Below are 25,022 nucleotides of genomic sequence, written 5' to 3'. Positions count from 1 at the left end.
GTTGTTGTAGTTTTACTGGTTGGTGGCGCTTGTCGCCGCCGGTCTATGTGAGCGCTAACAGCAAGAGCAATTATATTCCTGTCATACAATCAGTCAAGGATGAATTGCAGCTTCGGAGTGTCGACTTCATGATGCAGCGCATGAATACCGGGGGTGGCGTCGGCCTCGCGGCACTCTCGTCAGTGACCGCCTGACGAACGTCAAACCGCCAGCCAGCCGCCTTCGACCGGCAGCATCGCACCGGTCATTTGCGCTGCTGCGTCGCCGCATAGAAACACCACCAGATCGGCGACATGCGACGCCTGGACGAAGTGGCCGGTCGGCTGCTTGCCCGTCAGAAAGCGTTCGATTGCAGCTTCGCGATCCAGACCCTCGTTCTCCATCAGCGCCTGAATGCGATTTTCGCTCGTCGGCGTGTGCACCGCCCCCGGGCAGATAGCATTGCAGGTAATGCCCTGCCCCATCGTTTCCGCGGCGACCGCGCGCGTCAAGCCAAGCAGCGCGGATTTGGTCGTCACGTAGTCCACGCGATTCACCGTGCCGCGCATGCCATACACCGACGTCATATTGAAGATTCGGCCCCAGCCGCGCTCGCGCATGCCCGGCAGCGCGAGGCGGATTGCATGGAAGGCCGCGCTCAGATTGACCGATAGCGCCTGCTCCCATTTGTCGACTGGGAACGCTTCGATTGGCGCGAAGTGGCGCACCACGGCATTGTTAATCAGCACATCGATTGGGCCGGCGCGCTCGATCGTTTCGAACATCATCCGTTCGACGGCTCGTGCATCGCCAAGGTCCGCCTGCAGATAGTCGGCACGGTAACCCTGCGTCCGCTCGAATTCCGCACGCATCGGCTCGACCTGTTCGAGCGTTTCGATCCCATGCAGCACGACCCGACAGCCAGCGGCCGCGAGCGCGTTGGCCATCGCAAGACCCAGCCCATGCGACGAGCCCGTTACGAGTGCGATTCTCCCTTTCATTTGTATTGTCCTTGTCAGCAAGCACGTCCGTTGCAAGGCCGCGGCGAAGTGCGAAGCGCTCGCGGCCAAATAAATGATAGCGCTAACTTAACTGAAAAGACCGAGGGGCGCAATACGGGACGCTGGGCATGACTGTGCGTCCAGCTCACAGGGAAATCGCGCAGGGAAATCAGATTGGCGGACGCAAAAAAGGGCGCAGTATGCGCCCCGTCTTGTTTCCCGGTCTTAAAGCCGCTGCCTCAGGTGCTTTCCCGCTGGATGATTTCGAATCCAAGATCGAGCTTCGTCGGCACGGCGGGTTCGTTGCTGCGCATTCTTTGCAGCAGCGCCTCGGCGCTACGTCGGCCGATCTCGAGACGCGGCAGATTCAGACACGTCAGCCGCGGCACCGTGTGCCGCAGAATGTCGAGATCGTCGAATCCGGCGATGGCGATGCGCTCGGGCACCTTCCAGTTGCGCCGCTGCGCCTCGAAAAGCGCGCCGACAGCAAGTACGTCGCCGGCGAAGAAGATCGCGTCTACTTCGGGCGCACGCTGCATCATGTCGACCATCGCATGCGCGCCAGAGGTCAAACCGCCCTCCACTTCGCGCACGAGGCCCGGGTTGCGCTCGCGGCCAAGGGCGGTGAGCGCGGCGTGATAGCCCTTCAAACGCTCGCGGGCGCGCATGTTGTTTTTGGTAGTCAGGCAGACAAAGCCGATCGACTTATACCCACGTCCGGCCAGGTACAGGGTCATCTCCTTCGCCGCGTTGAAGTTCGAATAGCTGACCGCCATGTCGATCGGCGTACGCGCCAGGTCGCCCGTTTCAACGATAGGTATGCCGGCGGCGCGGATCATCTGGGCGGCACGCGGCGTATGAACGGTGTTGTGCAACACGAGGCCGCATACGCGCTGCGCAAGAAACGCGTCGATCAGTGCCTCTTCATCTTCGAGTGAATAGCCGCTGTCGGCCAGCAGAAGCTGCACGCCTGCTGTGCGAAGGACGTCCGCGCAACCTTTGATGCTATGGGAATACAGAGAGTTCTGGATGCTAGGCACAATCTGGCCGACCACATTCGAACGAGCCGATGCGAGGTTCGACGCGATGTGATTCGGAACGTAGCCGACCCGGCGCACCGTATCGAGCACCAGCTTGCGGGTTTCCTCCGACAACAGTGCGGGTTCCTTGAGCGCGCGCGACACGGTCATCAAGGACACATTGGCGGCTCTCGCGACGTCGATCATGCGAACGGCGTGGCCGCCCGGACGAGTCCTGCCCATGCTTGCGCCGGTTTTCGACGCTGCCCTCCCTCCGGCTGCCGGCCTGCCGGCCGTCCCTATCTTGCCGTCGTCGACGGCCGCCACACGCTTTTTCACTCGCCCATCCAGCTCTTCAGTTCGATGGCGAATTGTAGCGTATGCCAGGCGGCGTTCCGCACGCTTTGGCGGTGTCCGGCGATACCGGATATCGCCCAACCCGTGCCCGCAACAACACAACACGAGTCGCCATCAGCTTGTTATGATAGCGCTCTCATACGTTGAGGACAGGAGACTGCAGCCATGACAGCCACGCCCGAAAACTACAAGATCTTCGCGATCAAGTACGCGCATCACGACCGGCCCGCGCGCGACAATTTCATCGGCGGCGACCCGCACGATGTCAACATGCCGCTCGACTATTTCGTGTGGGCGGTGGTCGGCGAAAGCCGCACCTTCCTGGTCGATACCGGATTCGACGCCGAAGTGGGTGCGCAGCGCGGGCGCATCATCACACATTCCGTCGAAGAGGGCCTCGGCGCAATCGGCATCCGGCCGGAGACGGTCGAAGACGTGATCGTCACGCACATGCACTACGATCACGCGGGCAACCGCTCGCTATTTCCGAAAGCGCGTTATCACGTGCAGGATCGCGAAATGGCGTATTGCACGGGTCGCTGCATGTGCCACGGCGCACTGAATCATCCGTTCAATCCCGAAGATGTGAAGTCGATGATCGGCCGCGTTTTCGACGGTCGCGTGGCGTTTCACGACGGGGCATCGAACCTTGCGCCGGGCCTAAGCGTGCATCGGGTCGGCGGTCATACCGACGGTCTGCAGGTCGTGCGTGTGCACACCGAGCGCGGCTGGGTCGTGCTCGCGTCCGACGCCTCGCATCTTTACGCGAACATGGAACAGAGCCGCCCATTCCCGGCTGTGTACAACGTCGGCGACATGATCGAAGGCTACCGCCGCGTGCACGAACTGGCGGATTCCGCGCAGCACGTCGTGCCTGGCCACGACCCGGCGGTATTGACGCGTTATCCGGCGGAGAACAGGGAGACCGAAGGCTGGATCGTTCGGCTCGACGCGACGCCACGGTAAAGGACGTGCTTTTGGCATAGCACGCTGAAGTCCTCGAATCAGCATGGAAGGCCATTCGTAGCTCGGGCCTGCATTCTGAAAGAAGACGGTGAATCCGTCTCATCGGGTGACCTGGGTCAGTTCGCAAGCCGGAACTGCGCATATGAGTTCGCCGTGCGCTGTGCACGCGCTTTTGTAGATGGCGTGCCCATGCCCCGGTCGCCTTTCAGCCGATCATCGGAACTGGAGGAAGCGGCAATAGCGGCATCCGCAAAACGCGCGCAACAGGGTTGACGATTGCCTCCGAGTAAGTTGCACCTCAATGCGAAAGGCGATCGAATCCCGAACCCTCCCCAACAAGACTACAACGCGCCCGCCTCGCTCCTAAGATCTTGCGCGACAAAATCGACGAACGCGCGAATCCGATTGGACATCTGGTGCCGCTGCGAATAGACGGCAAAAATATCGGCGTTCGGCGTGTCATGCTCGGGCAATACCTGAACCAGCGAACCATCGGCGAGGTACTGCTTGATGTCCCACTCGGCCCGCATCAAGATGCCGTGCCCTTCGAGCGCCCACTTCACCGCGATCTCGCCATCGTTCGTGGTCAGCGACCCGTTGATACGCACGGCCTCCGTTTTACGCGACGCGCCTCTGCCCGAAGTCAGACGCCACACGCCGTAGGCTTCGTCACCCTGGCGGATGCCGATGCAGTTGTGCCGCGTCAGGTCGTGCGCGGTCACCGGCATCCCATGTGACGCGAGGTACGAAGGCGCGGCGCACAGCAAGCGCCGGTTCGTCGCCAGCCGGCGCGCGACCACCCGCGTATCGGGCGGCTCGCCGAAGCGGATGCAGACGTCGAACGTATCGTCGGTCAGCGGCGGAGGCGTGACCGACAACTGAAGCTGAACCGATACCTGCGGATACCTCGCGACAAAGCGCGAGATCGCAGGCGCGACATGGCTGCGCCCAAAGCCGAGCGTCGCGTTCACGCGCAGCAATCCCTTCGGGCTTTGCTTCGCGGCCCCCAGCAACTCGGCCAGTTCATCGATCTCGTCGAGAATCCGGCGCGCGTGTTCGAGGTATAGCTCGCCCTCCGGCGTAAGCATCATCCGCCGCGTGGTCCGGTTGACGAGCGCAACGCCGGCGCGGCTCTCCATCTGCGTCAAATGCTTGCTGACGGCCGCTGCCGTCAAACCCAGCTCCCGCGCGGCGGCGCTCAGGCTGCCGGATGCGGCGAGCGTCGAAAAGAAACTCAGATCAGACGGTTCGACGGTGTCGCGCATGGCTTTCACTTGTGAATCAAAGTTAAAGATGCTTTGAGTTTAGCACCGGTTTTTGCGTCCGGAGATAGGTAAAGTTCGCTCACACCCCAACACATGAAGGACGGAGACATGAAGACCTATCGCATCGCAACCATCCCCGGCGACGGCATCGGCAAGGAAGTCGTACCGGCCGGCGCGCAAGTTCTCGAAGCACTCGCAAAGACGACCCGGTCGTTCGCATTCGAATTCGAAAACTTCGACTGGGGCGGCGACTACTATCGCGAGCACGGCGTCATGATGCCGGCCGACGGGCTCGACGCCATCCGCGACAAGGACGCGATCCTGTTCGGCTCGGCCGGCGATCCGGACATTGCCGATCACATCACGCTGTGGGGTCTGCGTCTGAAGATCTGCCAGGGCTTCGACCAGTACGCGAACGTCCGTCCGACCCGCATCCTGCCGGGCATCGACGGGCCGCTGAAGCGCTGCAAGCCGGAAGACCTGAACTGGGTCATCGTCCGCGAAAACTCGGAAGGCGAATATTCCGGCGTGGGCGGCCGTGTCCATCAGGGCCATCCGATCGAAGCCGCGACCGACGTGTCGATCCTGACGCGCGCCGGTGTCGAGCGGATCATGCGATTCGCGTTCCGTCTCGCGCAATCCCGTCCGCGCAAACTGCTGACCGTGATCACGAAGAGCAACGCCCAGCGTCATGCGATGGTGATGTGGGACGAGATCGCACTCGAAGTCTCGAAGGAGTTCCCGGACGTCACATGGGACAAGGAACTGGTGGATGCATCGACCGCGCGCATGATCAATCGCCCCGCGAGTCTCGACACGATCGTCGCCACCAATCTGCACGCCGACATTCTCAGCGACCTCGCCGCCGCTCTCGCCGGCAGCCTGGGCATCGCGCCGACGGGCAACATCGATCCGGAACACCGCTTTCCGTCGATGTTCGAACCGATCCACGGTTCCGCATTCGACATCATGGGCAAGGGACTCGCCAATCCGGTCGGCACCTTCTGGTCGGTCGTCATGCTGCTCGAACACCTTGGCGAAGCCGACGCGGCAAAGCGCGTGATGCAAGCCGTCGAAGCGGTAACTGCGGACACCTCCCTTCACACCCGCGACCTCGGCGGCACGGCAACCACGGCGCAAGTGACGGCTGCTGTTTGCGCGTTCATCGAGAAAGCCGCAGCGCCCGCAGCGAACGCGGCCTAAGCCTCATCAGCGGCTCCGCTGGAGCCTGATCCGCACGGCCCGCCACGCGGCGGCCGTGGCCCGGCTCGTCCCGCGCACGGCAAATACAAGGTATCCGACACCATGTCCACTTCCTACAAGCAAGGGCGGTCCCTTTCTGTGCGAGCACGCAAATGAAAACCGCCGCCCAACTCAAGCAGCCGGCCAGCCGCGATGCCACCAGCGAACTCGACGTCGACCGCCTGCTGCAGGACATGTTCGACGCCGCGATAGCAACGGCACAACCCGCGCTGCGTGTTCCCGATTTCCTTCCCAAGGCGCCGCGCGGCCGCACGATCGTCGTCGGTGCGGGCAAGGCGTCGGCGGCGATGGCAAGAGCGGTCGAAGATCACTGGACCGGCCGCCTCGAAGGTCTCGTCGTCACACGCTACGGATACGCGGTGCCGTGCGAACACATCCAAATCGTCGAGGCCGCGCATCCCGTGCCGGACGAGAACGGCCTCGTGGCGGCCACACGCATGCTGGAACTCGTCTCGGACCTGACCGCCGACGACCTCGTCATCTGCCTGATCTCAGGCGGCGGCTCAGCCCTGCTCCCGCTTCCCGCCGAAGGCCTGACGCTGCAGGACAAACAGGAAATCAGCCAGGCACTGCTCGCGAGCGGTGCGACGATTTCCGAAATGAATTGCGTGCGCCGGCATCTCTCGGCGATCAAGGGCGGCCGGCTCGCGGCGGCCTGCCATCCGGCGCGCGTGGTCAACCTGATCATCTCGGACGTGCCCGCCGACGCCGCCAGCGACATCGCCTCCGGCCCGACCGTACCCGACACGACGACGTGCGCGGATGCGCTCGCGGTCTTGCGGCGCTATGAGATCTGCGCGTCGCCCGCGGCAATCGCACTGCTCGAAAACGGCAGTACGGAAACGCTGAAGCCTGACGATCCACATCTGCCCTGCATCAAGACCCATCTGATCGCGACGCCCCAACTCGCGCTCGAAGCCGCGGCGAGCCAGTCGCGCGCAGCCGGCGTCGACGTCCACATTCTCAGCGACGCCATCGAAGGCGAAGCCCGCGACGTCGGCGCCGTCATGGCCGGCATTGCCAGACAGGTGAGCCGCCGCGGCCAGCCTTTCCAGGCGCCCTGCATTCTCCTCTCCGGCGGCGAAACGACCGTCACGATCCGCGGCGACGGCCGCGGCGGCCGCAATGTCGAATTCCTGCTGTCGCTCGGCGTCGCGCTGAATGGCGAGCCCGGCGTGTTCGCCATCGCGGGCGACACCGACGGCGTGGACGGCCAGGAAGAAATCGCCGGCGCACTGCTGCGGCCGGACACGTTAAAGCGGGCGCGCGAGCGCGGCATCCGTCCCGCCGAGCGACTCGAAAACAACGACGCGCACGGCTTTTTCCAGGCACTGGGCGACTCGGTCATCACCGGGCCGACGCTGACCAACGTCAACGACTTTCGTGCCATTTTCATTGCCGCTCAGCACGGCGATCTTTCAGGGAGTCGATAAAGATGCGCCGCAACCGTAATGCCAAAATCGTCGCGACGCTGGGGCCGGCGAGCACCAGCCGCGACACCATCGAAGCGCTGTTCAACGCGGGGGCCGATGTGTTTCGGCTGAACTTCAGCCACGGCACACATGACGATCACCAACGACGTCTGAACATCATCCGCTCGATAGAAAAAAACGCGGGCCGCCCGGTCGGCGTACTGCTCGACCTGCAAGGGCCGAAGCTGCGGATCGGCACATTCGCGAACGGCCCGATCGCGCTGGAGAAAGGCGCCGCGTTTCGACTCGATCTCGACGCGCAAACGCCCGGCGGCAACACCCGTGTCTCGCTGCCGCATCCGGAAATCTTCGCGGCGCTCAAGCCACACACGAATCTGCTGGTCGACGATGGCCGGGTCCAGTTGCGGGTCGAACGCTGCGGTCCCGATTTCGCCGAAACGACGGTCGTCGTGGGCGGTCCACTGTCCGAGCGCAAGGGTGTCAACGTTCCGGACGTCGTTTTGCCGCTGTCCGCAATGACGGAAAAGGACCAGTGCGATCTCGAGTTCGGCATGACGCTGGGCATCGACTGGCTCGCGCTCTCTTTCGTGCAACGCGTCGAAGACATCATCGAGGTTCGCAAAATCGTCGGCGAGCGCGTCGGCATTGTGGCGAAGCTCGAAAAGCCGGCGGCGATCCAGAGCCTCGACGCGATCGTCGAGGAAGCGGATGCCGTGATGGTCGCGCGTGGCGATCTCGGCGTCGAGATGCCGGCCGAACAGGTGCCGGCGATCCAGAAGCGCATCGTCCGCGCATGCCGCAAGGCGGGCAAGCCCGTCATCGTGGCGACGCAGATGCTCGAATCGATGGTAGCTGCGCCGGTGCCGACGCGCGCCGAAGCGTCGGACGTCGCCACCGCCATCTACGACGGCGCCGACGCCGTGATGCTGTCAGCGGAATCGGCAAGCGGCAAATACCCCGTGGAAGCCGTGCGAATGATGGACTCGATCATCTCGCAGACCGAACGCGATCCGTACTACCGCGAAGTCATCGCGGCATCGCACGCGGCACCCCGCGCGAATACGTCGGACGCGATCGGCTATGCGATGCGGCACGTCACCGGATTGCTCGACGCGGTCGCAACCGTTGCCTACACGAGCTCCGGCTATTCCGCGCTGCGCATGGCGCGCGAACGGCCCTGCGCGCCGATCGTCGGCATGACGCCGCAACAGGGCACGGCGCGCCGCCTCGCGCTGGTGTGGGGCGTCCATCCCGTGCTGTGCAAGGAGGTCGTCGACGCACTCGAAGTGAGCGACCTTGCCTGCGAGACCGTGCGCACCGAAGGGTTCGGCGAACCGGGACAAACGGTCGTCATCTCGGCCGGCATGCCGTTCGGCACGCCTGGCACCACCAACCTGCTGCGCATCGCGCAGATTCCCTGAGGCATCGCATGTGACTTTAGCCCACCACGTTTTGAAGGTGTAGACGCGCGGGACATGACAAGAGCCGCACTCGACGGCCGCGGCGCGCACCGCACCCCCACTCCGTTTCTGAATAGAGCACTGCTCGATACCTCCCAGGAGGAGACAATGATTTCCGAACTCGAAAGCCGGGTTTCCCGCAAGCTCATGCTGCGGATCATCCCGTTTGTGATGCTGCTGTATTTCGTGAGCTTTCTCGACCGCGTCAACGTGGGTTTCGCCGCGCTCTCGATGAACAAGGCCATCGGCCTTTCGCCGACCGCGTTCGGTCTCGGCGGCGGCTTGTTCTTCATCGGCTACTTCCTGTTCGAAGTGCCGTCGAACCTGATTCTTCACAAGGTCGGCGCGCGCCGCTGGATTGCCCGCGTGATGGTGTCGTGGGGGATCGTCTCGTTCGCGTCGGCGTTCGTGGTCGGGCCGAACAGCTTCTACGCGTTACGCTTTATTCTGGGTATCGCCGAAGCGGGCTTCTTCCCCGGCATCATCCTGTATCTGAGCCTGTGGTTCCCGTCGCGGCAACGCGCGGTCGCGGCGGCATGGTTCATGGCGGCCGCGCCGATCTCCACCGCAATCGGCTCGCCGCTGTCCGGCGCGATCATGAAGCTGCCTCCGATCGCCGGACTTGCCGACTGGCAGATGCTCTACATCCTCGAAGCGGTGCCCGCGATCATTCTCGGCTTCTTCGTGTTGAAGTATCTGACGGACACACCGGCGAAAGCGCAATGGCTTCAACCGGAAGAACGCGAATGGCTGATCGCGAAGATGAAGATGGAAGCGGAGGCGAAGCAGTCCCATGCGGGCCACACCGCCGGCGCGCTGAGCGCCCTGCGCGATCCACGTGTGCTAGCGCTCGCACTCATCTACTTCGGCACCTCGGCGGGGCTGTACACACTCGGCTTGTGGGCGCCGTTGATCATTCGCCAGTATGGCTTCGGGTCGTTCGAAACCGGTCTGCTGGCCGGCGTGCCGAGTGTCCTCGCGGTGGTGGCCATGATCCTGTGGGCGAAACACTCGGACCGTACCGAAGAGCGCACGTGGCACGTCGTCATTCCGTGCGTCGTCGCATGCCTCGGCTTCGTCTTCGCCGGTGGTGCGACGACGGCGCTGATGATCATTCTGGCGCTCGTGATCGTGAACATCGGCATCAGTGCGGCCAAGGCGCCGTTGTGGGCGATGCCCAGCATGTTCCTGTCAGGCGCCGGCGCGGCCGCGGGAATCGCGATGATCAACTCGGTCGGCAATCTGGGCGGCTTTGTGGGTCCGTTCGTGATCGGCTGGCTCAAGAACGTGACGGGGGGATACTCAGCGGGCCTGTACGTAGTGGGCGCCACGCTGGCCGTGTCCGCCGTCGTCACGCTGATGCTGAGCCGGCAATCGAAACAGACGGCGGTCGCGGTCGAAGAGCGGCACGGGCACTGAGCTCATCCATCAAACCGACGTCTCGCCAACCGCCTGCTGCAGTAATTCCGCCGCAATATCCGCGACCCGGGCCACATGCGCGGTGGCCGCATCGCGCGCTCGCTGCGCGTCGCGGGCGCGGATCGCATCGAGAATGCGGTTCATCTCCTCCACGGCCTGGCGGCCGCGGTCGTCGGAGGCGATTGTCATCGCGCGCAAACGGTTGATCCGCGCATTGAGCTTCAGGCATGTTTTCGGCAATGGAGGGACAAGCGCGTTCGCTTGTGCGGCGCAACATGCCTACGCGGGATTTGTCAGGGGAGAACGTTTTGCCGACGGCATCTGCAAAGCAAAAGGCCCTCCGATTGGCGGGCCTTGGTGTGAACGGGGTGGAATGTGGCTCAGGCGTCGCCGGCGGGCTCGCCTGGCTGTGCGAGCGCGCTCAGCGCCAGTTCGGCGGTCCGCTTGATGTGCGCGGCCGACGCGGCCGACGCCGCGTCGCCGTCACGCCGCTCGATCGCGTCGAGCAGCTTGTTCATCTCGCGATTGGACTCGCCGCCGCGCCCCGGCGTGGCGATGGTCAGCGCGCGCAAGCGGTTGATGCGCGCGTTCAGCGTTTTGACGACAGCGAGCGATACGCGCTTTTGCGCGCCCTCGAACATCGCTTCGTAGAAACGCTCCGTGTAGTCGAGCACGCGTGGCAGGTCCTGCTTCGTGAACGCGTCTTCGATCACCGCGCGAATCTCGCGCAACTGCCGAACGAGTTCGGGCGTCGATTGCTCGGCGCACGCGCGCGCGGCATTGGCTTCGAGCAGCCCGCGCAGCTCGTAGATTTCGCCCACCTGTTCAGGGTCGAGCCGCGCAACGATCGGCCCTTGCCGCGCGACGATCTCGACCAGCCCTTCCGTCTCCAGATGCCGCAGCACTTCGCGCACGACGGTGCGGCTCACCCCGAGTTCGTCGCACAGCGTGCGTTCGACGAGCCGCGCGCCTGGCCGGAAATACCCTTGCACTATCGCGCCGCGTAGCTTGTCCAGCGTGAGTTCGCGCAGGGTCTTGGCATTGCGGTCGATTCTGAGGTCTGACATGGGCGGCAAAAGAGAAATGGACGATGGCTGTGCCGCGTACTCGATACGCCGAGGCACGCGGACTGGAATGCCATATTATCGTTCATCTCGTCTTCATGCCTATCGGGCAGGCTTTGCCGCCGCGGATTGCAAAACCTCCGAGCGCGGCGGATGGTTGACCTTTAGAAACCCAGGCTGTACACATCACAAAATGGACGCCACGGTTTCAGAGAGGCATCGATGAGCCGCCCTTTTTTCACGATTGGTCATTCCAACCGTCCACTGCCCGAATTCGTGAGTCTGCTGAGAGAGGCGGAGATCGCGACGCTGATCGACGTGCGCAGCATTCCGCGCTCGCGAACCAATCCACAGTTCAATCGAGACACGCTACCGGATGCACTCGCGCCGGAGCACATCGATTACGTGCATCTTGCCGAACTGGGTGGACGCCGCAGCAGGCGCAAAGACGAAGCGCCGTCGCTCAATGCGTACTGGACCCATCCAGCGTTCCGCAATTATGCGGACTATGCGATGAGCGACGCTTTCCGCGAGGGTCTGACGCAGCTTCTCGCGCTCGGCCATCGGCGCCGCTGCGCGATCATGTGCGCGGAGGCGGTCTGGTGGCGCTGCCACAGGCGTATCATTACGGACTACCTGCTGCTGCACGACGAAACCGTGCTGCACATCATGGACGCGCGTCACACAACCATTGCGACGATGACACCGGGCGCGCAACCTCAACCCGACGGCACGTTGATCTATCCGGCTCAAACCACGACCTGAGCCGGCACACGACTCGACTGCCCGTCAGCCGTACTGCCCGACTGCATGACTGTCTCTACGAAACCCACATCGCTCGATATCCTGCTGCGCGAGATTCGCGCCTGCACACTCTGCTCGTCCGTGCTGCCGCACGCCCCGCGGCCGGTGCTGGCGGCATCCGAGCAGGCGCGCATTCTGATCATCGGCCAGGCGCCGGGCGCGCGGGTGCATGCGTCCGGCGTTCCATGGAGCGACGCGAGCGGTACGCGGTTGCGCACGTGGCTCGGCGTCGACGACACCACGTTCTACGACGGTTCGAAATTCGCCGTCGTGCCCATCGGCTTCTGTTTTCCAGGCCGGGGCCCGAGCGGAGATTTGCCGCCACGGCCCGAGTGTGCCGAGCGCTGGCACAAGGAGTTGCTCGGGCACATGTCGTCGGTCCAGCTCACGCTGCTGGTCGGACAATACGCGCAGCGATTCGGACTGGGCAAGGCATTCGGGCCGACCTTGACGGACACGCTCGTCCGGTGGCGCGAATTCGGCCCACAGGTCATGCCGCTGCCGCATCCGTCGCCGCGCAACATTGCCTGGTTCAAACGCAATCCGTGGTTCGACGCGAGCGTTTTGCCGACGTTGCGCGAGCGTGTCGCGGCGGCATTGGCGACTCCTCGCGCGGCCTGACATCCGACGGCCGTCGGATAGTGTTGGTCACCCCTGTCATGCCGGCTCCATGCCGTGACGAAGCTTGGCGAAGCGTGCCTCAGAGGATGCCAGAAACGAGAGCACTGCCTTAGCGGCATCTCTCTGTCTGGATGCGGTGCATATGGCAGCCGCAAAGACCGTGACGATCTGGACTTCGTGAGGCAACGAGCCGATGACATCGATTCCCGGCAGATGCATCAACTCGCTCAACTGCTGGAAACCCAGCTCGACTTCCCCGCGTGCGACGAGCGTACCCACCGGCACGCCGGGCGGCGCCTGCACGACGCGCGGCGCGATGGTTTCCGCAATGCCCCAGCGCTCGAACAAACGGCTCAGGTGCGAACCGCTCGGGCCCGTTGAATAGCCGATACTGCGCGCCGCCAGAATCGTTTCTCGCAGCGCGGCTTCAGTGCCGACATCAGGCCGCGGTGCGCCGGCTGCCACCGCGATCGCCACGCCCGAACGAGCCAGATCGACCCGACTGGCCGGCTCGATCCGGCCGGCTGCTGCAAGCCGCTCGATCGCGTCGGCCGCGAGCACGACGATATCGAACGACTCGCCTTGCTGGACGCGCTGGGCCGCGGCCACGCCGCCGACCGACTCGACGGCCACCCGCCGCCCCGATACCCGTTCACATCCTTCGACCAACTCGGCGAGCACCTGGCGCGTGGCCATCGACGAGATGCAGGTGATCTGCTCACTCATGGTTTCTCTGCCTCTCAATCGATGTAACGCAGCCCAGCCTGTTTTAGCGGCTCGCGCATGCTGTACATATCGAGGCCGAGCACACCCGAAGCCAGCTTCGCACGCTTCTCGCCTTCGTTGGCTTCGCGCGCCGCCGCCTTGTCGAGCACCTTCCGCGCCGACGCAGCGGGGACCACCACCACGCCGTCTTCATCCGCGACGACGACATCGCCCGGATTCACCAGCGCCCCGGCGCACACCACCGGAATGTTCACCGAACCGAGCGTCGCCTTGACCGTCCCTTTGGCCGAGATCGCCTTGCTCCACACCGGGAATTTCATCTCGGTCAGCACGCTCACGTCGCGTACACCGGCGTCGATGATGAGACCCTGCGCGCCGCGCGCCTTGAAGCTCGTCGCCAGCAGGTCGCCGAAGTAACCGTCCGTGCAGTCCGCCGTGACACCGGCGATGACGATATCGCCCGGCTGGATCTGTTCCGCCGCGACGTGCAGCATCCAGTTGTCGCCCGGTTGCAGCAGCACCGTGACGGCCGTACCGTGGGCGCGCGCGCCGGCATAGATCGGACGCATATAAGGCTTCAGCAGACCGACACGCCCCATTGCCTCATGCACGGTGGCGGTTCCGAGCGCCCCGAGTTTCGCGGCGACGTCGCCATCTGCCCGCTGGATGTTGCGATACACCACACCTAGTTCATACATGATCAATGTCCCTTCGTCTTCAATGCCGCATCGAGGCGCGGATAGACGCGGCGTGCATTACCTTCGTAGATCCTGTAGCGCTCGTCCGCATCGATATGCGCGGCCTCGATGTAGCGTTTCGTGTCGTCGAAATAATTACCCGTCTCCGGATCGATGCCGCGCACGGCGCCGATCATCTCGCTTGCAAACAGGATGTTGTCCACCGGTATCACGCGCGTGAGCAGGTCTATGCCCGGCTGGTGATACACACAGGTGTCGAAGAACACGTTGTTGAGCAGATGGTCTTTCAGCAAGGGCTTCTTCAGTTCCTGCGCGAGTCCGCGAAAGCGTCCCCAGTGATAGGGCACCGCGCCGCCGCCGTGCGGAATCACGAACCGCAGCGTGGGGAAATCGCGGAACAGGTCAGACGTGAGGCACTGCATGAACGCGGTCGTGTCGGCGTTCAGGTAATGCGCACCGGTCGTGTGGAAGCACGCATTGCAGCTCGTGCTCACGTGGACCATCGCGGGGATGTCGTACTCGACCATCTTCTCGTAGATCGGATACCAGTAGCGATCGGACAGCGGCGGGCTGGTCCAGTGACCGCCCGATGGATCCGGGTTGAGATTGATCGCCACGTTGCCGTACTGCTCGACGCATTTGACGAGTTCGGGAATGCAGGTGGCGACATCCACGCCCGGACTCTGCGGAAGCATCGCGGCCGGGATGAAATGATCGGGGAACAGCTGGCTCACACGGAAGCACAACTCGTTGCAGATCGCCGCCCACGTACTGGAAACCTGAAAATCGCCGATGTGATGCGCCATGAAACTCGCGCGCGGACTGAAGATGGTGAGGTCGAGCCCGCGCTCGCGCATCAACCGCAACTGGTTGCTCTCGATCGATTCGCGCAACTCATCGTCGCTGATCTGCAACTCGGAGACCCTGGGCATTTCGGAAGGATTGTTGATGCCTGCAACCTGACGATTCCGCCACGTCTCCAATGCCTTGGGCGCAGTGGTGTAATGCCCGTGAATATCGATGATCATCGTAGCTCCAAACAACTGAGTGAATTACCGGCGCAATGGCTCAGTTCAATGCCATGCGCCGCTGACTTCGCTAGCGAGCCTTATTCGGCCGCGCAGTCGCCTCGCTTCAAAACGTATGCTGCATGCCGACACCGTATGTACTTCCGGACGGATTGGCGGTCAGCTTGTCGTAGGAATACACCGCATACACATACGTGCGCTTGGACAAAATATAGTCATAGGCAATGGAGCCGGTATTGCGCACGTTGCTATGGTTCGACGGCGCGCTGTGTTTCGTGCGCGCCCATTCGGCGAGGATCAGGTTCGACGGAGTCAACGGTACGGAAACCCCCAGCTCATACGTATGTGAGCCGGTCTCGACGTCGTTGTTGCTTGTCATCTGCGCGGCCCCGTAGAGCTTGACGAGCTTTGCATCGTACGCAGCGCCCGCGAGATAGAGATATTGACCGCTCGACGGCGCGACCGCCGCCGTTCGTACGCGCTGCGCCGAGAACACCGCCGTGAGCGGCCCGTTTGCGTATGTCAGATGCAAACCGATGTTGTCCTTCCCCTGTTGACCCGTGGTGCTGCTCACGCCGTAGATCACGGTGCCCGTGAGACCGCCGTAGTTGGGCGAAACGTACTCGACGGCGTTTTGCCAGACCGTGTCGCCGATCTGCGTGTTGTTGTAACTCGCGGTGTACGACTGCACGATCAACGGCGAAAACACCACGGACGAACCGAACGGGTTGACGAGTTGCTGGTTGTAATAAGTCGGATTGGTCTGCTCCCCCACTTTGAACGAGCCATAGGCGCCAGTCAGGCCGACATAGGCATTGCGCGAAAACAAACCATCCGTGGTGTTGCGTCCCATCTGCCCGGTGTTCGGTCTGAAAAAACTCTCGAGAACGAAGATCACCGCATTGCCGCCACCCAGGTCTTCGCGACCGCGCATGCCCCAGAACGATGTCGTCATTCCGCCGCCGCCTAGCTGCACCGTGCTCGCACGCGTCGTGCTCAGTTTCGAACTGTCGATATACATGCCGATGAGTCCATATAGCTGAACGGACGACGGTGGAGTCGCCGCTGCGCCGGCTGTCGCCGATGAATCGTCTGCGTGCGCGACACCGACACCGCCTGCCGCGAACAATGCCGTTGCCACGCACGCAGCGTTGAAATCCGCTCGCCCGAGCAATCCTTTTTTATTCACTGACATCTTGCTTTCGCCTCCAAACCAGTTTGTTTTTTTCGCGCGAACGCCTCCCGCTGCGTGCGCGGGTAGCGCACGCAGACAGCGAAACACACGAGGGATTTTGTTTGCGGCTAACCGGTCATTCTGTGTAGCGGCGCGACATTTCGGCGCTCAGTTTCGAGCGGTCGAGTTCGTGCTCCCATGCCGACACCACCAGCGTGGCGACACCGTTGCCGATGGTGTTGGCGATTGCGAGCCCCGTTCCCATGAAGCGGTGAATGCCGAGGATCAGAACCATTCCCGACACCGGGATGATCGGGAAGACCAGCAGCGTCGAGGTCAGCATCACGAAGGCCGCGCCGGCCACGCCGCTCGCGCCTTTCGACGTCAGCATAGCCACGCCCACGAGCGTGAGTTCCTGCGTCAGGCTGAGCTCGATGTTGAATGCCTGCGCGATGAACAGCACGGCCATCGTCAGATAGATGTTGGTGCCGTCGAGATTGAACGAATAGCCGGCCGGAATCACGAGACCCACCACCGACTTCGAACAGCCGAGCCGTTCGAGTTTTTCGAGCATCTGCGGCAGCGCGGCCTCGGACGAACTCGTGCCGAGCACGATCAGGATTTCCTCGCGGATATAGCTCAGAAAGCGCAAGATGCTGAAACCGAGCAAGCGCGAAATCACGCCGAGCACCACCAGCACGAAGAAGGCGAGTGTCACGTAGAACGCGCCGATCAGCTTGAGCAAAGGCACGACCGCGCCAATGCCATAGGTGCCGATCGTGAACGCGATCGATCCGAACGCGCCGATCGCCGCGACCTTCATGATGATATGAACGATGCCGAAGAACGTCTGTGCAAACCGGTCGATCATGCGAACCAGCGGCCGGCCGTATTCGCCCGTAGCCGCGAGCGCGGCGCCGAACAGCACGGAGACAAGCAGAATCTGCAGCACATTGCCGCTCGAGAATGCGCTGGACACGGTGTCGGGAATGATGTGCATCAGAAAGTCGACCGTGTTCTGTTCGTGCGCGGCAGTCGTGTATCCGGCGAGCGCCTTGGTATCGATCGTCGCGGGATTCAGATTGAAGCCGCTGCCGGGACGAAACAGATGTCCGGCCACGAGGCCGATCACGAGCGACAGCGTCGATACGACTTCGAAGTACAGCAGCGCCTTGCCGCCCACGCGCCCGACTTTCTTGATATCGCCCATGCCCGCAATGCCGGTGACGACCGTGCAGAAGATGATCGGGCCGATCACCATCTTGACCAGCTTGATGAATGCGTCGCCGAGCGGCTTCATCTGCACGGCGAGCGACGGTGCGAAATGACCCAGCAGCACGCCGAGAAAGATTGCGAGTAGCACGTGAAAATACAGCGCGCGATAGAAGGGCTTCTTCGCGCTGCGCGCGGGCGATGTCATGACGGCGCTATCGTTCATGACGCCGCTCGCAAATGAGCCGCAAGGGCCGGGTGGCAATGCATATCGATCATGGTTGTCTCCTGATTGGAATGGTGGGCGGAAAGCCGGTCATTGCCGGACTTCCGCCTGGCTGCCATTCTGGATGTGGCAGTTCAAACGTGAGGGCAGCGGGTCAAGCGAACCGATCGCTCAGAATCCGTAAAGCCGTGCCGGGTTCGTGACGAGCAATTGTTCGCGCAGCGCCGCGTCCGGACAGAAGCGGAACAGCAGATCGACCAGTTCGCCGTCGTTCGGCATGTCCTTGCTGATGTTCGGATGCGGCCAGTCGGTACCCCACAGCACGCGGTCGGGGGCCGCTTCGATCAGCGCGTGCGCGAACGGAATCGCATCGTCGAACGGACGGCGGCCCGCGGACACGCGCTCGGCGCCGCACACTTTGACCCATGCGAGCGGATTGCGCATCAGTTCCAGAAGCTGGCGGAACGGTTGCTGATCGACGCCGGCTTCGGCGCGTACGCGGCCCATGTGATCGATCACGAACGGCACCTTGATGCGCGCGATCCGCTCGGCGTATTGCAGGATGTCCTGCGCGTCCAGATGCAGCACGACGTGCCAGCCAAGGCCCTCGATACGCTCGAGCACCCGGTCGAATACGTCGAGATCGGGCGCGCCGCCCAGATGCGCGACGAAATTGAAGCGCACGCCGCGCACGCCCCGCGCGTCGAGATCGGCCAATTGTTGGTCAGTCACGTCGCCGTCGACGATCGCGACACCGCGATAGCGTCCATTGCCGCGCGCAATGGCGTCCAGCATCGCCGTATTGTCGGTGCCGTGGCAGCTCGCCTGCACGATCACGCCGCGGCTCGCGCCGAGAAAATCATGCAGCGCGACGAGGCGCTCGAACGGGGCGTCGGGCGGCGTATAGCTGCGATCCGGCGCATAGGGAAATCGATCTGCGGGGCCGAACACGTGGCAGTGCGCGTCGCACGCGCCGACCGGAAGGTGCTGAGCGGGTCGAACGGGATGGGGATCGGGAGGCAAGCAGGATTTCATGGAGCGTCGTCTCGATGTCATGCCGCGTGGCGCGGCTTTGTACGGGTTGGATGCATTGTGGCGGCGATGATGGATGGGTACAATCGCCATATTGAACTAGCTGATATGTGAATTTCACATGACTGGCCGACAATGGACCTGAAGCAGCTCGAGGCATTCGTTCACGTCGCTGAACTCGGCAGCTTTACGCGTGCCGCGATTACGCTGGACACGAACCAGCCCGCCTTGAGCCGGCTCGTGCGGCATCTGGAAGTGGAATTGCGCCATACGCTGCTCGAGCGCACCGGCCGCGGCGTGACCTTGACGCCGGCCGGCCAGCGCATGCTCGCGCATGCGAAAGGTATCCTGCAGCAGGTGCAGCGCGCCTCACAGGATCTGGACGAGTTGCACGGCGCAGTCGGCGGTCATTTCGGCATCGGCATTACCCCCAGCTTCGCCAGGGTCGCCACGCCTGAACTCGTGCGTGACTTTCGTTCGTCGTTTCCCGGCGCGACGATCTCGGTGGCTCAAGGCTTGTCCACCTATCTGATCGAATGGCTGATGATGGGCCGCATCGACGTCGCGGTCCTGTACGACACCTTCGATACGCCGTTGATCGACAAGCGAACCATCTTTACTGAAGAGCTGTTTCTGATCGGCCCGGACACCGGCGATGCACTCACGGAGGCAGCGCGCGAGCCCACGACAACGATTACGCTGCGCGAAATCGTGCGCTATCCGCTGGTCATCCCCGGCCGCATGCACGCGATCAGACGGATGGTCGAGGCGGCCGCCGCGGAACAGGGCGTCAGATTGCGGATCGAACTGGAAGTGGATGCGGTGACTTCGATTCTCGATCTGGTCAGCGAGGGCATCGGGTATGCGGTGCTGTCGCTCAATGCGACCACGAGCGATGTTCTCAAGCGGCGCTTCCAGGTGATCCGCATTACCGAGCCGACGCTCTTCAGTCGGCTTGCGATCGCGACCAGCAGCAAGCACACGCTGTCACAACTTGCCGTCCAGTCGATCGCCATGCTCGAATCGAAAATTTTGCCTCTCTACGGGAATGCGGCCTGACTGGGCGTTTGTGTCTGCATCGCCATCAATTTGTTTGTGCACGCCTAGAACGTTCCCAGCCGCTCGCGCAGATACTGACCGGTCCGCAGCGCCTGCGCGGCGATCGTTAGCGCCGGATTGAGCGCCGCCGACGACGGAAAGAACGAAGCGTCGACGACGAACAGATTCGGGTGATCGAATGCGCGGCACCAGGGATCGAGCGGCGCGAGGGCGGGATCGTCGCCGAAGCGCACGGTCCCGCACTGATGCGACGGCGTATCGATCCCGAACGGCCGGCTCAGCACCGCGCGCATACCGATCTGCCGCAGCAGCCGCTTGCTGCGCTCGACGAAGCGCGCGTGCGGGGCCATGTTGGTGCGTTTCCAGTGCAACTCGACGCGCCCGTCGGCCAGTGGCCGCACGAAGCTGTCGGGATGCGGCAGATCCTCCGACATCGCGAGCCAGTCGACGCTGTGACGCGCGAGCCACGCCGCGCCCCAGCGCGGCAGCGACGGCCGCGCGGCGCGGATCATCGGTTCGCTGATGTTGCCGAGCATCTGCAGATTGCCGAGCGGCGCACGATCGTCATCGCAACCGAAGTAGAAGTCGTTGAGCGAGAGCGTCTTCGTGAAGCGCGTGTCGTTGACGGTCCACGGCAAGAGGCCCATCAACGCGGTCGTATTGTGGTTCATGTAATTGCGCCCCACCATGCCCGACGAATTCGCAAGGCCGTTCGGATGCCACGCGTTCGCCGAGCGCAGCAGCAGCAAAGCCGAATTGATCGCGCCAGCGCTGAGTATGAAGAGCGGTGCGCGCACGACGCGCGGCTCGCCGCCGACGTCGAGCTCGATGCCGACGATCCGCTTGCCCGCGTCGTCCGTGACCAGACGTGTCGCACGTGCGCCGGTCAACAGTGTGACGTTCGGATCGCGTAACGCCGGATCGATCAGGCAACGCTCCGCATCGCCCTTCGCATCGACACGGCACGGAAACGCGTCACAGGTGCCGCAGCGCACGCACGCGCCGCCTGGCCGCAGGTCGATTGCCGAGGGCATGTGGAACGGCCGCAGCCCCGCCTGCGTCAGTCGCTCGGCGAACTGGCCGATCAGTGGCTCGTGCGGGATCGGCGGAAACGGATACGCGGACGAGCGCGCCGGCTCGGTCGGATCGTCGCCATGGCGGCCGTGCACGCCGAAGAGGCGCTCGGCCTCGGCGTAATACGGCTCGAGATCGGCATAGCGGATCGGCCACGCGGGCGAGATACCGTCCTCGTGCTCGGCCGCCTCGAAATCGCGTTCGCGGAAGCGGAACATCGCCGTGCCGTAGAACTTCGTGTGCCCGCCGACGAAGTAGTACTGGCCAGGGCCGAACGGCCGGCCCGTCCCGTCGACCCACGTTTCGCGCGCGCGATAACGGCGTTCGACGAACACGGCCTCCGGATCCGAATTCTGCGGCTCGCGCGGCAGCCGTTCGCCGCGCTCGACGATCAGCACGCGCGCGCCCGTGCCCGCGAGGCTCAGCGCGGCCGCCCCGCCGCCGACACCCGAGCCGACGATCACCACGTCGTAGTCTCTCATCGCGTGTCGCCCTCACACCCGGTGTTCGAATCCGCTCCGGTCATCGACGCCCCCTTCAGAGCCCGGCCTGCACGCGCGTGCGCTCACCGCTTCGCACCGCTTGCCGCACCGCGAGCGCGGCGGCGAGCGAGCGCACACCATCCTCGCCGGTCGCAGCCGGCTGCTCCACGCCGCGGCTCGTCACCGCCGCATTGAACCGCGCGAGCGAGCGTTCGTAGAGATTGTGATGAACGACGGGCACGGTGCGCTCACCGGTCGCGTCGCGCACGATCACTTCGCCGACCGGGCGTTGCGTCATCACATCACGGCCGATCAGTGAGCCGGCGGTGCCGTGGATCTCGATGCCGGTGCCCGCGTATGCGACTGTGAACGCGTCGTGCAGTTGAACGAGCACGTCGTTGTCGAAGCGCAGTACGGCCATCACGCCGTCGTCGACGCCTTCGGACGCAAGCGATGGCGGCGGCGTCATCGCGACCGCCTCGACCGGCTCCGCGTCGAGGATGAACCGCAGCGTATCGATGTCGTGCACGGTGATGTCGAGAATCACGCCCGCGCCCGCGGACGGCTGCGCGATCCGCCAGCCCTGCAGATGCTCGGGCAGATGCACCGCATGGAACACGCGCGCGTAGAGCGGCCGGCCGATCGCGCCGTCGCGCACGAGTTGCCGAAGCGCGAGATGCGTCGCGGCGTTGCGCAGATGATGGTTCGTGCCGAGCACGACGCCAGCGCGCCGGCAGGCGTCGACGATTGCGTGCGCGTCGTCGAGCGTCATCGCGAGCGGCTTCTCGCAGAGCACGTGCTTGCCCGCGTTGGCCGCCGCGATTGCCTGCGTCGCATGAAGCTCGTTGGTCGTGCTGATATACACGGCGTCGATGCCGGGATCGGCGAGCAGCGCGTCGAGCGACGTGCAGCTCTTCGCGATCCCGTGCTTCGCCGCATAGGCTTCGCCGCGTGCACGATCGCCGCTCAGCACCGCCGCCACCGCGTTACCCGGCTGCGCGCGGATCGCGTCGATCATCCATTCGTGCGCGATCGTGCTCGCGCCGATCAGTCCCCACCGCAGTTCGTGTCCCATCGTGACTCCCGGTCCGTGCGGCCCACCGTGGGCCCGCGTCGCATGCTGGATAGAGATTAGCGACGTAACGCGCGCAGCGGTATTGCAGAGACCGCTAGTTTTGGCACAATTGCCGCATCGCGACCGCGTCAGGCCGCACGATTGGCATCATCGCCACGTTCGGAGGTCTTCGGTCATGCGTCCCTTTTTCGAACAGGTCAACATTCCGCTCGATCAGTCATGGACGCTATTCGACCGCCGATTGCCCGCGTTTCCGTTCAACTGGCACTACCACCCGGAGTTCGAACTGACGCTGACGCTCAATAGCGTCGGCGAGCGCTTCGTCGGCGATCACATCGAGCATTACGGCGACGGCGATCTCGTGCTCGTCGGCCCGAACCTGCCGCACGCGTGGCAGTCGCGCGAGCGCCTGCGCGACGACGCGCCGCATCGCGCGCTCGTCGCGTGGTTCACGCAGGCATGGGTCGACACGCTGCACACCCACTATGTCGAATTCGCGCCGCTGCGCGCGTTGCTCGCCGAATCCGTGCGCGGGCTCGCGTTTTCAGCCGACGTCCGCGCGCTGGCCGCGCAGCGCCTTCTCGCGCTCTGCGACGCGCCGCCGGCCGCGCGCTGGCTCGGACTCGTCGAGGTGCTGCTGCAGCTCGCCTCGGATACGCAGCGCCGCTCGCTCGCGCTGCAGGGTTTCCTGCCCGTCGACAATCCGCGCGACCGCGCGCGGCTCGAGCGCGTGATGTCGTTTCTGAACGCACACTATGCGGAGCCGATCCGGCTCGCGACGCTCGCCGAACTCGCGGCGATGAGCGAAAGCCAGCTGCAACGCTTCTTCAAGCGCTGCACGCGGATGACGATCAGCGACTACCTGAACCAGTTGCGGATCGGGCGCGCATGCGCGCTGCTGATGCAGCCCGATCGGCCGATCGGACAGATCGCGGCCGAACTCGGCTACGGACAGGCCAGCTACTTCACGCGGCAGTTCCGCGCGACGAAGGGCATGACGCCGATGGCGTTCCGGCGCAAGTACGAAACGCGGGAGTGATGCGTAAGCAGACAACCGTCGCTGATGCGGACGGGAATGCCGCGACATAGGAACGCCGCGAGTCCGGTCGAATTTCCGTCAGCCGCCACTATCGAGTTCGCCTCCGGTTCACGCGCTTAAACCCGGTCCCGATAGACTTCTGAAATCAACTGCGTCACGTGCGTCACCTGCGTCCAGAACCATTGCACACCGGGGTCCCTGGCGCTGCGCCGATGCCGCACCCGGCGTTCGATCAGGACTACGTGCTCGTCATGGACGAGCATCATCCGCTTGCATTGCAAGGACGCTACCGGGCCAGCAGCGTCGCCACGTTGGAGCGAAGCTTTTCACTGAGTGCATTCCACCGACTCCCTAGCGGCCGTTCATTTCGTCGTTTGGCCCTCCGCTATGCCCGAGAGGCATGCCCCTCTGCATACAAGGTCTTTGCCGCACCTTCCACGGAAACTTATAGTCGTTGCACCACCATGGATCAAAAGTGGCGCTACGAAGAAGTTCGTCGGTTTGGAGCAGGGCAGACTCCGCTTCTAAAAATGGTCCGGCAAAGACAAGAGTCAATCATCAACTGGATTAGCGACGCGGTGAATCGCGCACAAAACCTTAGGAAAAAACATGTCTAAGTTAGCTCAAAAAGTGGCACTCGTTACCGGTGGTTCACGCGGCATCGGTGCGGCAATCGCGAAACGTCTGGCGGCGGATGGAGCGAGCGTGGCCTTTACCTACGCGAAGGACGCCAGCGCGGCCTCGGCCGTGGTCAAAGAGATTGAACTCAATGGAGGAAAGGCGATTGCGATCCAGGCGGACGCTACTGACGTCGAAGCTGTCGAGGCTGCTGTCGAGAAAGCTTTTGCGACCTTCGGACGGCTGGATGTGCTGGTGAACAATGCTGGCACGGCCATTCCGAAACCTTTCGAAGACACGACGCTGGAGGAGATGGATAGAGTGATCGACATCAACGTGCGCGGCGTATTCGCTACGACCAAAGCTGCGCTGAAGCACCTGAGTGATGGAGGCCGGATCATCATGATCGGTTCGGCGGTGGGCGAGCGTGCCATTGCGCCCGGACTGGTGCCCTACGCAGCCACGAAAGCAGCGGTCAGGATGTTCACACAGGCGCTTTCCAGAGAGGTGGGAGGCCGGGGCATCACGGTCAACAACGTCCAGCCGGGGCCGATCGATACAGACCTGAATCCCGCTTCAGGCGATTGGGCGGTGCCGCAGAAGGCCGCCACGGCACTCGGCCGCTACGGACGCGCCGAGGAGATCGCCGCAATGGTAGCGTTCGTCGCCGGCCCGGAGGCCTCATACATTACCGGGGCGAATCTTACGGTGGATGGCGGAATGAATGCCTGAGCCTGGGCACATATTCGCCCTACGGATTTGAAGAAGGGCGACGTCCGTACGGACGCGACGGGGAGTCGATCAGCTAGCGGAGCCGGCGCTCCATTGAAGACCCGCCATACATCCATCGTGCCTCAACGACGTCGAGAGAGTCGTAGAATATTGCAGTGGGTCGTTTTCCGGCGCCCTCCTCGACGCCGGACCGAAA

General features: G+C 63.5%; 23 protein-coding genes and 1 pseudogene. 11 read left to right on the top strand and 13 right to left on the bottom strand.

Annotation, left to right across the window (positions count from 1 at the left end; translation table 11 throughout):
- Positions 1 to 200: 200 nt before the first annotated feature.
- Positions 201 to 980: an SDR family NAD(P)-dependent oxidoreductase gene (locus tag P0D96_RS03785; RefSeq protein ID WP_408175259.1), complete on the bottom strand. Its 780-nt coding sequence runs from the start codon at positions 978 to 980 to the stop codon at positions 201 to 203.
- Between the two features lie 239 nt (positions 981 to 1,219).
- Positions 1,220 to 2,242, bottom strand: coding sequence for a LacI family DNA-binding transcriptional regulator (locus P0D96_RS03780; RefSeq protein ID WP_408311831.1), 1,023 nt, complete (start codon positions 2,240 to 2,242; stop codon positions 1,220 to 1,222).
- Positions 2,243 to 2,521: 279 nt separating this feature from the next.
- Between P0D96_RS03780 and P0D96_RS03775 the strand changes: the two genes are divergently transcribed.
- Entirely contained in the window at positions 2,522 to 3,322 is an 801-nt protein-coding gene (locus P0D96_RS03775) for an N-acyl homoserine lactonase family protein (protein ID WP_408311828.1), read from the top strand.
- 341 nt (positions 3,323 to 3,663) lie between these two features.
- Here the strand turns inward: P0D96_RS03775 and P0D96_RS03770 are convergent, their stop codons facing one another.
- The gene (locus P0D96_RS03770) at positions 3,664 to 4,587 is read right to left on the bottom strand and encodes a LysR family transcriptional regulator (protein WP_408311825.1); all 924 of its coding nucleotides are present in this window, start codon (positions 4,585 to 4,587) and stop codon (positions 3,664 to 3,666) included.
- 108 nt (positions 4,588 to 4,695) lie between these two features.
- Here P0D96_RS03770 and P0D96_RS03765 point away from each other — a divergent pair, with 108 nt between their 5' ends.
- The 4 genes from P0D96_RS03765 (at position 4,696) to P0D96_RS03750 (ending at position 10,162) form a co-directional block, all read left to right on the top strand.
- A complete protein-coding gene (locus P0D96_RS03765) occupies positions 4,696 to 5,790 on the top strand; it encodes a tartrate dehydrogenase (protein ID WP_132378330.1) in 1,095 nt (364 codons plus the stop codon).
- 152 nt (positions 5,791 to 5,942) lie between these two features.
- On the top strand, positions 5,943 to 7,283 hold the full coding sequence (locus P0D96_RS03760; RefSeq protein WP_408311821.1) for a glycerate kinase type-2 family protein: 1,341 nt from the start codon (positions 5,943 to 5,945) through the stop codon (positions 7,281 to 7,283).
- Between the two features lie 2 nt (positions 7,284 to 7,285).
- On the top strand, positions 7,286 to 8,704 hold the full coding sequence (gene pyk, locus P0D96_RS03755; protein ID WP_408311818.1) for a pyruvate kinase: 1,419 nt from the start codon (positions 7,286 to 7,288) through the stop codon (positions 8,702 to 8,704).
- A gap of 147 nt (positions 8,705 to 8,851) precedes the next feature.
- A complete protein-coding gene (locus P0D96_RS03750; RefSeq protein WP_408311815.1) occupies positions 8,852 to 10,162 on the top strand; it encodes an MFS transporter in 1,311 nt (436 codons plus the stop codon).
- A 9-nt stretch (positions 10,163 to 10,171) separates the two neighbouring features.
- Here the strand turns inward: P0D96_RS03750 and P0D96_RS03745 are convergent.
- Positions 10,172 to 10,381, bottom strand: a pseudogene (locus P0D96_RS03745) (FCD domain-containing protein); the annotation flags it as partial.
- A 161-nt stretch (positions 10,382 to 10,542) separates the two neighbouring features.
- Positions 10,543 to 11,229, bottom strand: coding sequence for a GntR family transcriptional regulator (locus P0D96_RS03740; protein ID WP_408311812.1), 687 nt, complete (start codon positions 11,227 to 11,229; stop codon positions 10,543 to 10,545).
- 219 nt (positions 11,230 to 11,448) lie between these two features.
- Between P0D96_RS03740 and P0D96_RS03735 the strand changes: the two genes are divergently transcribed.
- Together P0D96_RS03735 and P0D96_RS03730 are read left to right on the top strand one after the other, a co-directional pair.
- Positions 11,449 to 11,991, top strand: a complete 543-nt coding sequence (locus tag P0D96_RS03735) for a DUF488 domain-containing protein (protein WP_408311809.1) — start codon at positions 11,449 to 11,451, stop codon at positions 11,989 to 11,991.
- Between the two features lie 45 nt (positions 11,992 to 12,036).
- On the top strand, positions 12,037 to 12,651 hold the full coding sequence (locus P0D96_RS03730; RefSeq protein WP_408311806.1) for a uracil-DNA glycosylase family protein: 615 nt from the start codon (positions 12,037 to 12,039) through the stop codon (positions 12,649 to 12,651).
- A gap of 36 nt (positions 12,652 to 12,687) precedes the next feature.
- Here the strand turns inward: P0D96_RS03730 and P0D96_RS03725 are convergent, their stop codons facing one another.
- From P0D96_RS03725 to P0D96_RS03700, 6 genes are all read right to left on the bottom strand, one after another.
- Positions 12,688 to 13,377, bottom strand: a complete 690-nt coding sequence (locus P0D96_RS03725) for a substrate-binding domain-containing protein (protein ID WP_408311803.1) — start codon at positions 13,375 to 13,377, stop codon at positions 12,688 to 12,690.
- Positions 13,378 to 13,391: 14 nt separating this feature from the next.
- Positions 13,392 to 14,075 carry a 4-carboxy-4-hydroxy-2-oxoadipate aldolase/oxaloacetate decarboxylase gene (ligK, locus tag P0D96_RS03720; protein WP_408311800.1) on the bottom strand — a complete coding sequence of 228 codons (684 nt, stop codon included), beginning with the start codon at positions 14,073 to 14,075 and terminating at the stop codon, positions 13,392 to 13,394.
- A 2-nt stretch (positions 14,076 to 14,077) separates the two neighbouring features.
- On the bottom strand, positions 14,078 to 15,103 hold the full coding sequence (locus P0D96_RS03715) for an amidohydrolase family protein (protein ID WP_408311797.1): 1,026 nt from the start codon (positions 15,101 to 15,103) through the stop codon (positions 14,078 to 14,080).
- Between the two features lie 106 nt (positions 15,104 to 15,209).
- Positions 15,210 to 16,298 (bottom strand): porin, encoded by a 1,089-nt coding sequence (locus tag P0D96_RS03710; protein ID WP_408311794.1) that lies wholly within the window; start codon positions 16,296 to 16,298, stop codon positions 15,210 to 15,212.
- A 115-nt stretch (positions 16,299 to 16,413) separates the two neighbouring features.
- Entirely contained in the window at positions 16,414 to 17,715 is a 1,302-nt protein-coding gene (locus P0D96_RS03705) for a dicarboxylate/amino acid:cation symporter (protein ID WP_408175289.1), read from the bottom strand.
- Between the two features lie 171 nt (positions 17,716 to 17,886).
- A complete protein-coding gene (locus tag P0D96_RS03700) occupies positions 17,887 to 18,750 on the bottom strand; it encodes an amidohydrolase family protein (RefSeq protein ID WP_408311791.1) in 864 nt (287 codons plus the stop codon).
- Positions 18,751 to 18,882: 132 nt separating this feature from the next.
- Here P0D96_RS03700 and P0D96_RS03695 point away from each other — a divergent pair, with 132 nt between their 5' ends.
- Positions 18,883 to 19,806, top strand: a complete 924-nt coding sequence (locus tag P0D96_RS03695; protein ID WP_132378357.1) for a LysR family transcriptional regulator — start codon at positions 18,883 to 18,885, stop codon at positions 19,804 to 19,806.
- 44 nt (positions 19,807 to 19,850) lie between these two features.
- Here the strand turns inward: P0D96_RS03695 and P0D96_RS03690 are convergent, their stop codons facing one another.
- Both P0D96_RS03690 and P0D96_RS03685 read right to left on the bottom strand, forming a co-directional pair.
- A complete protein-coding gene (locus P0D96_RS03690) occupies positions 19,851 to 21,362 on the bottom strand; it encodes a GMC family oxidoreductase (protein ID WP_408311787.1) in 1,512 nt (503 codons plus the stop codon).
- Between the two features lie 55 nt (positions 21,363 to 21,417).
- Positions 21,418 to 22,437: a Gfo/Idh/MocA family protein gene (locus P0D96_RS03685; protein ID WP_408290405.1), complete on the bottom strand. Its 1,020-nt coding sequence runs from the start codon at positions 22,435 to 22,437 to the stop codon at positions 21,418 to 21,420.
- Positions 22,438 to 22,612: 175 nt separating this feature from the next.
- Between P0D96_RS03685 and P0D96_RS03680 the strand changes: the two genes are divergently transcribed.
- The 3 genes from P0D96_RS03680 to P0D96_RS03670 all read left to right on the top strand — a co-directional run bounded on the left by P0D96_RS03680 (position 22,613) and on the right by P0D96_RS03670 (position 24,826).
- Positions 22,613 to 23,476 (top strand): helix-turn-helix domain-containing protein, encoded by an 864-nt coding sequence (locus tag P0D96_RS03680; protein ID WP_408311784.1) that lies wholly within the window; start codon positions 22,613 to 22,615, stop codon positions 23,474 to 23,476.
- Positions 23,477 to 23,688: 212 nt separating this feature from the next.
- On the top strand, positions 23,689 to 24,093 hold the full coding sequence (locus P0D96_RS03675) for a hypothetical protein (protein WP_408311781.1): 405 nt from the start codon (positions 23,689 to 23,691) through the stop codon (positions 24,091 to 24,093).
- On the top strand, positions 24,086 to 24,826 hold the full coding sequence (locus tag P0D96_RS03670; RefSeq protein WP_408175297.1) for an SDR family NAD(P)-dependent oxidoreductase: 741 nt from the start codon (positions 24,086 to 24,088) through the stop codon (positions 24,824 to 24,826). The genes P0D96_RS03675 and P0D96_RS03670 overlap by 8 nt, the downstream gene beginning before the upstream one ends.
- The last annotated feature ends 196 nt before the right edge of the window (positions 24,827 to 25,022 follow it).

This window comes from Paraburkholderia sp. RL17-347-BIC-D, assembly GCF_046027915.1.
Taxonomy (GTDB): domain Bacteria; phylum Pseudomonadota; class Gammaproteobacteria; order Burkholderiales; family Burkholderiaceae; genus Paraburkholderia.
This window is presented reverse-complemented; position numbering and strand designations above follow the sequence as displayed.

Coding starts and splice junctions, on each gene's coding strand:
- P0D96_RS03685 (WP_408290405.1), bottom strand. CDS start 22,437: ATGGGACACGAACTGCGGTGGGGACTGATCGGCGCGAGCACGATCGCG.
- P0D96_RS03695 (WP_132378357.1), top strand. CDS start 18,883: ATGGACCTGAAGCAGCTCGAGGCATTCGTTCACGTCGCTGAACTCGGC.
- P0D96_RS03700 (WP_408311791.1), bottom strand. CDS start 18,750: ATGAAATCCTGCTTGCCTCCCGATCCCCATCCCGTTCGACCCGCTCAG.
- P0D96_RS03760 (WP_408311821.1), top strand. CDS start 5,943: ATGAAAACCGCCGCCCAACTCAAGCAGCCGGCCAGCCGCGATGCCACC.
- P0D96_RS03770 (WP_408311825.1), bottom strand. CDS start 4,587: ATGCGCGACACCGTCGAACCGTCTGATCTGAGTTTCTTTTCGACGCTC.
- P0D96_RS03730 (WP_408311806.1), top strand. CDS start 12,037: ATGACTGTCTCTACGAAACCCACATCGCTCGATATCCTGCTGCGCGAG.
- P0D96_RS03710 (WP_408311794.1), bottom strand. CDS start 16,298: ATGTCAGTGAATAAAAAAGGATTGCTCGGGCGAGCGGATTTCAACGCT.
- ligK (WP_408311800.1), bottom strand. CDS start 14,075: ATGTATGAACTAGGTGTGGTGTATCGCAACATCCAGCGGGCAGATGGC.
- P0D96_RS03715 (WP_408311797.1), bottom strand. CDS start 15,103: ATGATCATCGATATTCACGGGCATTACACCACTGCGCCCAAGGCATTG.
- P0D96_RS03740 (WP_408311812.1), bottom strand. CDS start 11,229: ATGTCAGACCTCAGAATCGACCGCAATGCCAAGACCCTGCGCGAACTC.
- P0D96_RS03765 (WP_132378330.1), top strand. CDS start 4,696: ATGAAGACCTATCGCATCGCAACCATCCCCGGCGACGGCATCGGCAAG.
- P0D96_RS03780 (WP_408311831.1), bottom strand. CDS start 2,242: ATGGGCAGGACTCGTCCGGGCGGCCACGCCGTTCGCATGATCGACGTC.
- P0D96_RS03680 (WP_408311784.1), top strand. CDS start 22,613: ATGCGTCCCTTTTTCGAACAGGTCAACATTCCGCTCGATCAGTCATGG.
- P0D96_RS03725 (WP_408311803.1), bottom strand. CDS start 13,377: ATGAGTGAGCAGATCACCTGCATCTCGTCGATGGCCACGCGCCAGGTG.
- P0D96_RS03675 (WP_408311781.1), top strand. CDS start 23,689: ATGCCGCACCCGGCGTTCGATCAGGACTACGTGCTCGTCATGGACGAG.
- P0D96_RS03670 (WP_408175297.1), top strand. CDS start 24,086: ATGTCTAAGTTAGCTCAAAAAGTGGCACTCGTTACCGGTGGTTCACGC.
- pyk (WP_408311818.1), top strand. CDS start 7,286: ATGCGCCGCAACCGTAATGCCAAAATCGTCGCGACGCTGGGGCCGGCG.
- P0D96_RS03705 (WP_408175289.1), bottom strand. CDS start 17,715: ATGAACGATAGCGCCGTCATGACATCGCCCGCGCGCAGCGCGAAGAAG.
- P0D96_RS03775 (WP_408311828.1), top strand. CDS start 2,522: ATGACAGCCACGCCCGAAAACTACAAGATCTTCGCGATCAAGTACGCG.
- P0D96_RS03750 (WP_408311815.1), top strand. CDS start 8,852: ATGATTTCCGAACTCGAAAGCCGGGTTTCCCGCAAGCTCATGCTGCGG.
- P0D96_RS03785 (WP_408175259.1), bottom strand. CDS start 980: ATGAAAGGGAGAATCGCACTCGTAACGGGCTCGTCGCATGGGCTGGGT.
- P0D96_RS03735 (WP_408311809.1), top strand. CDS start 11,449: ATGAGCCGCCCTTTTTTCACGATTGGTCATTCCAACCGTCCACTGCCC.
- P0D96_RS03690 (WP_408311787.1), bottom strand. CDS start 21,362: ATGAGAGACTACGACGTGGTGATCGTCGGCTCGGGTGTCGGCGGCGGG.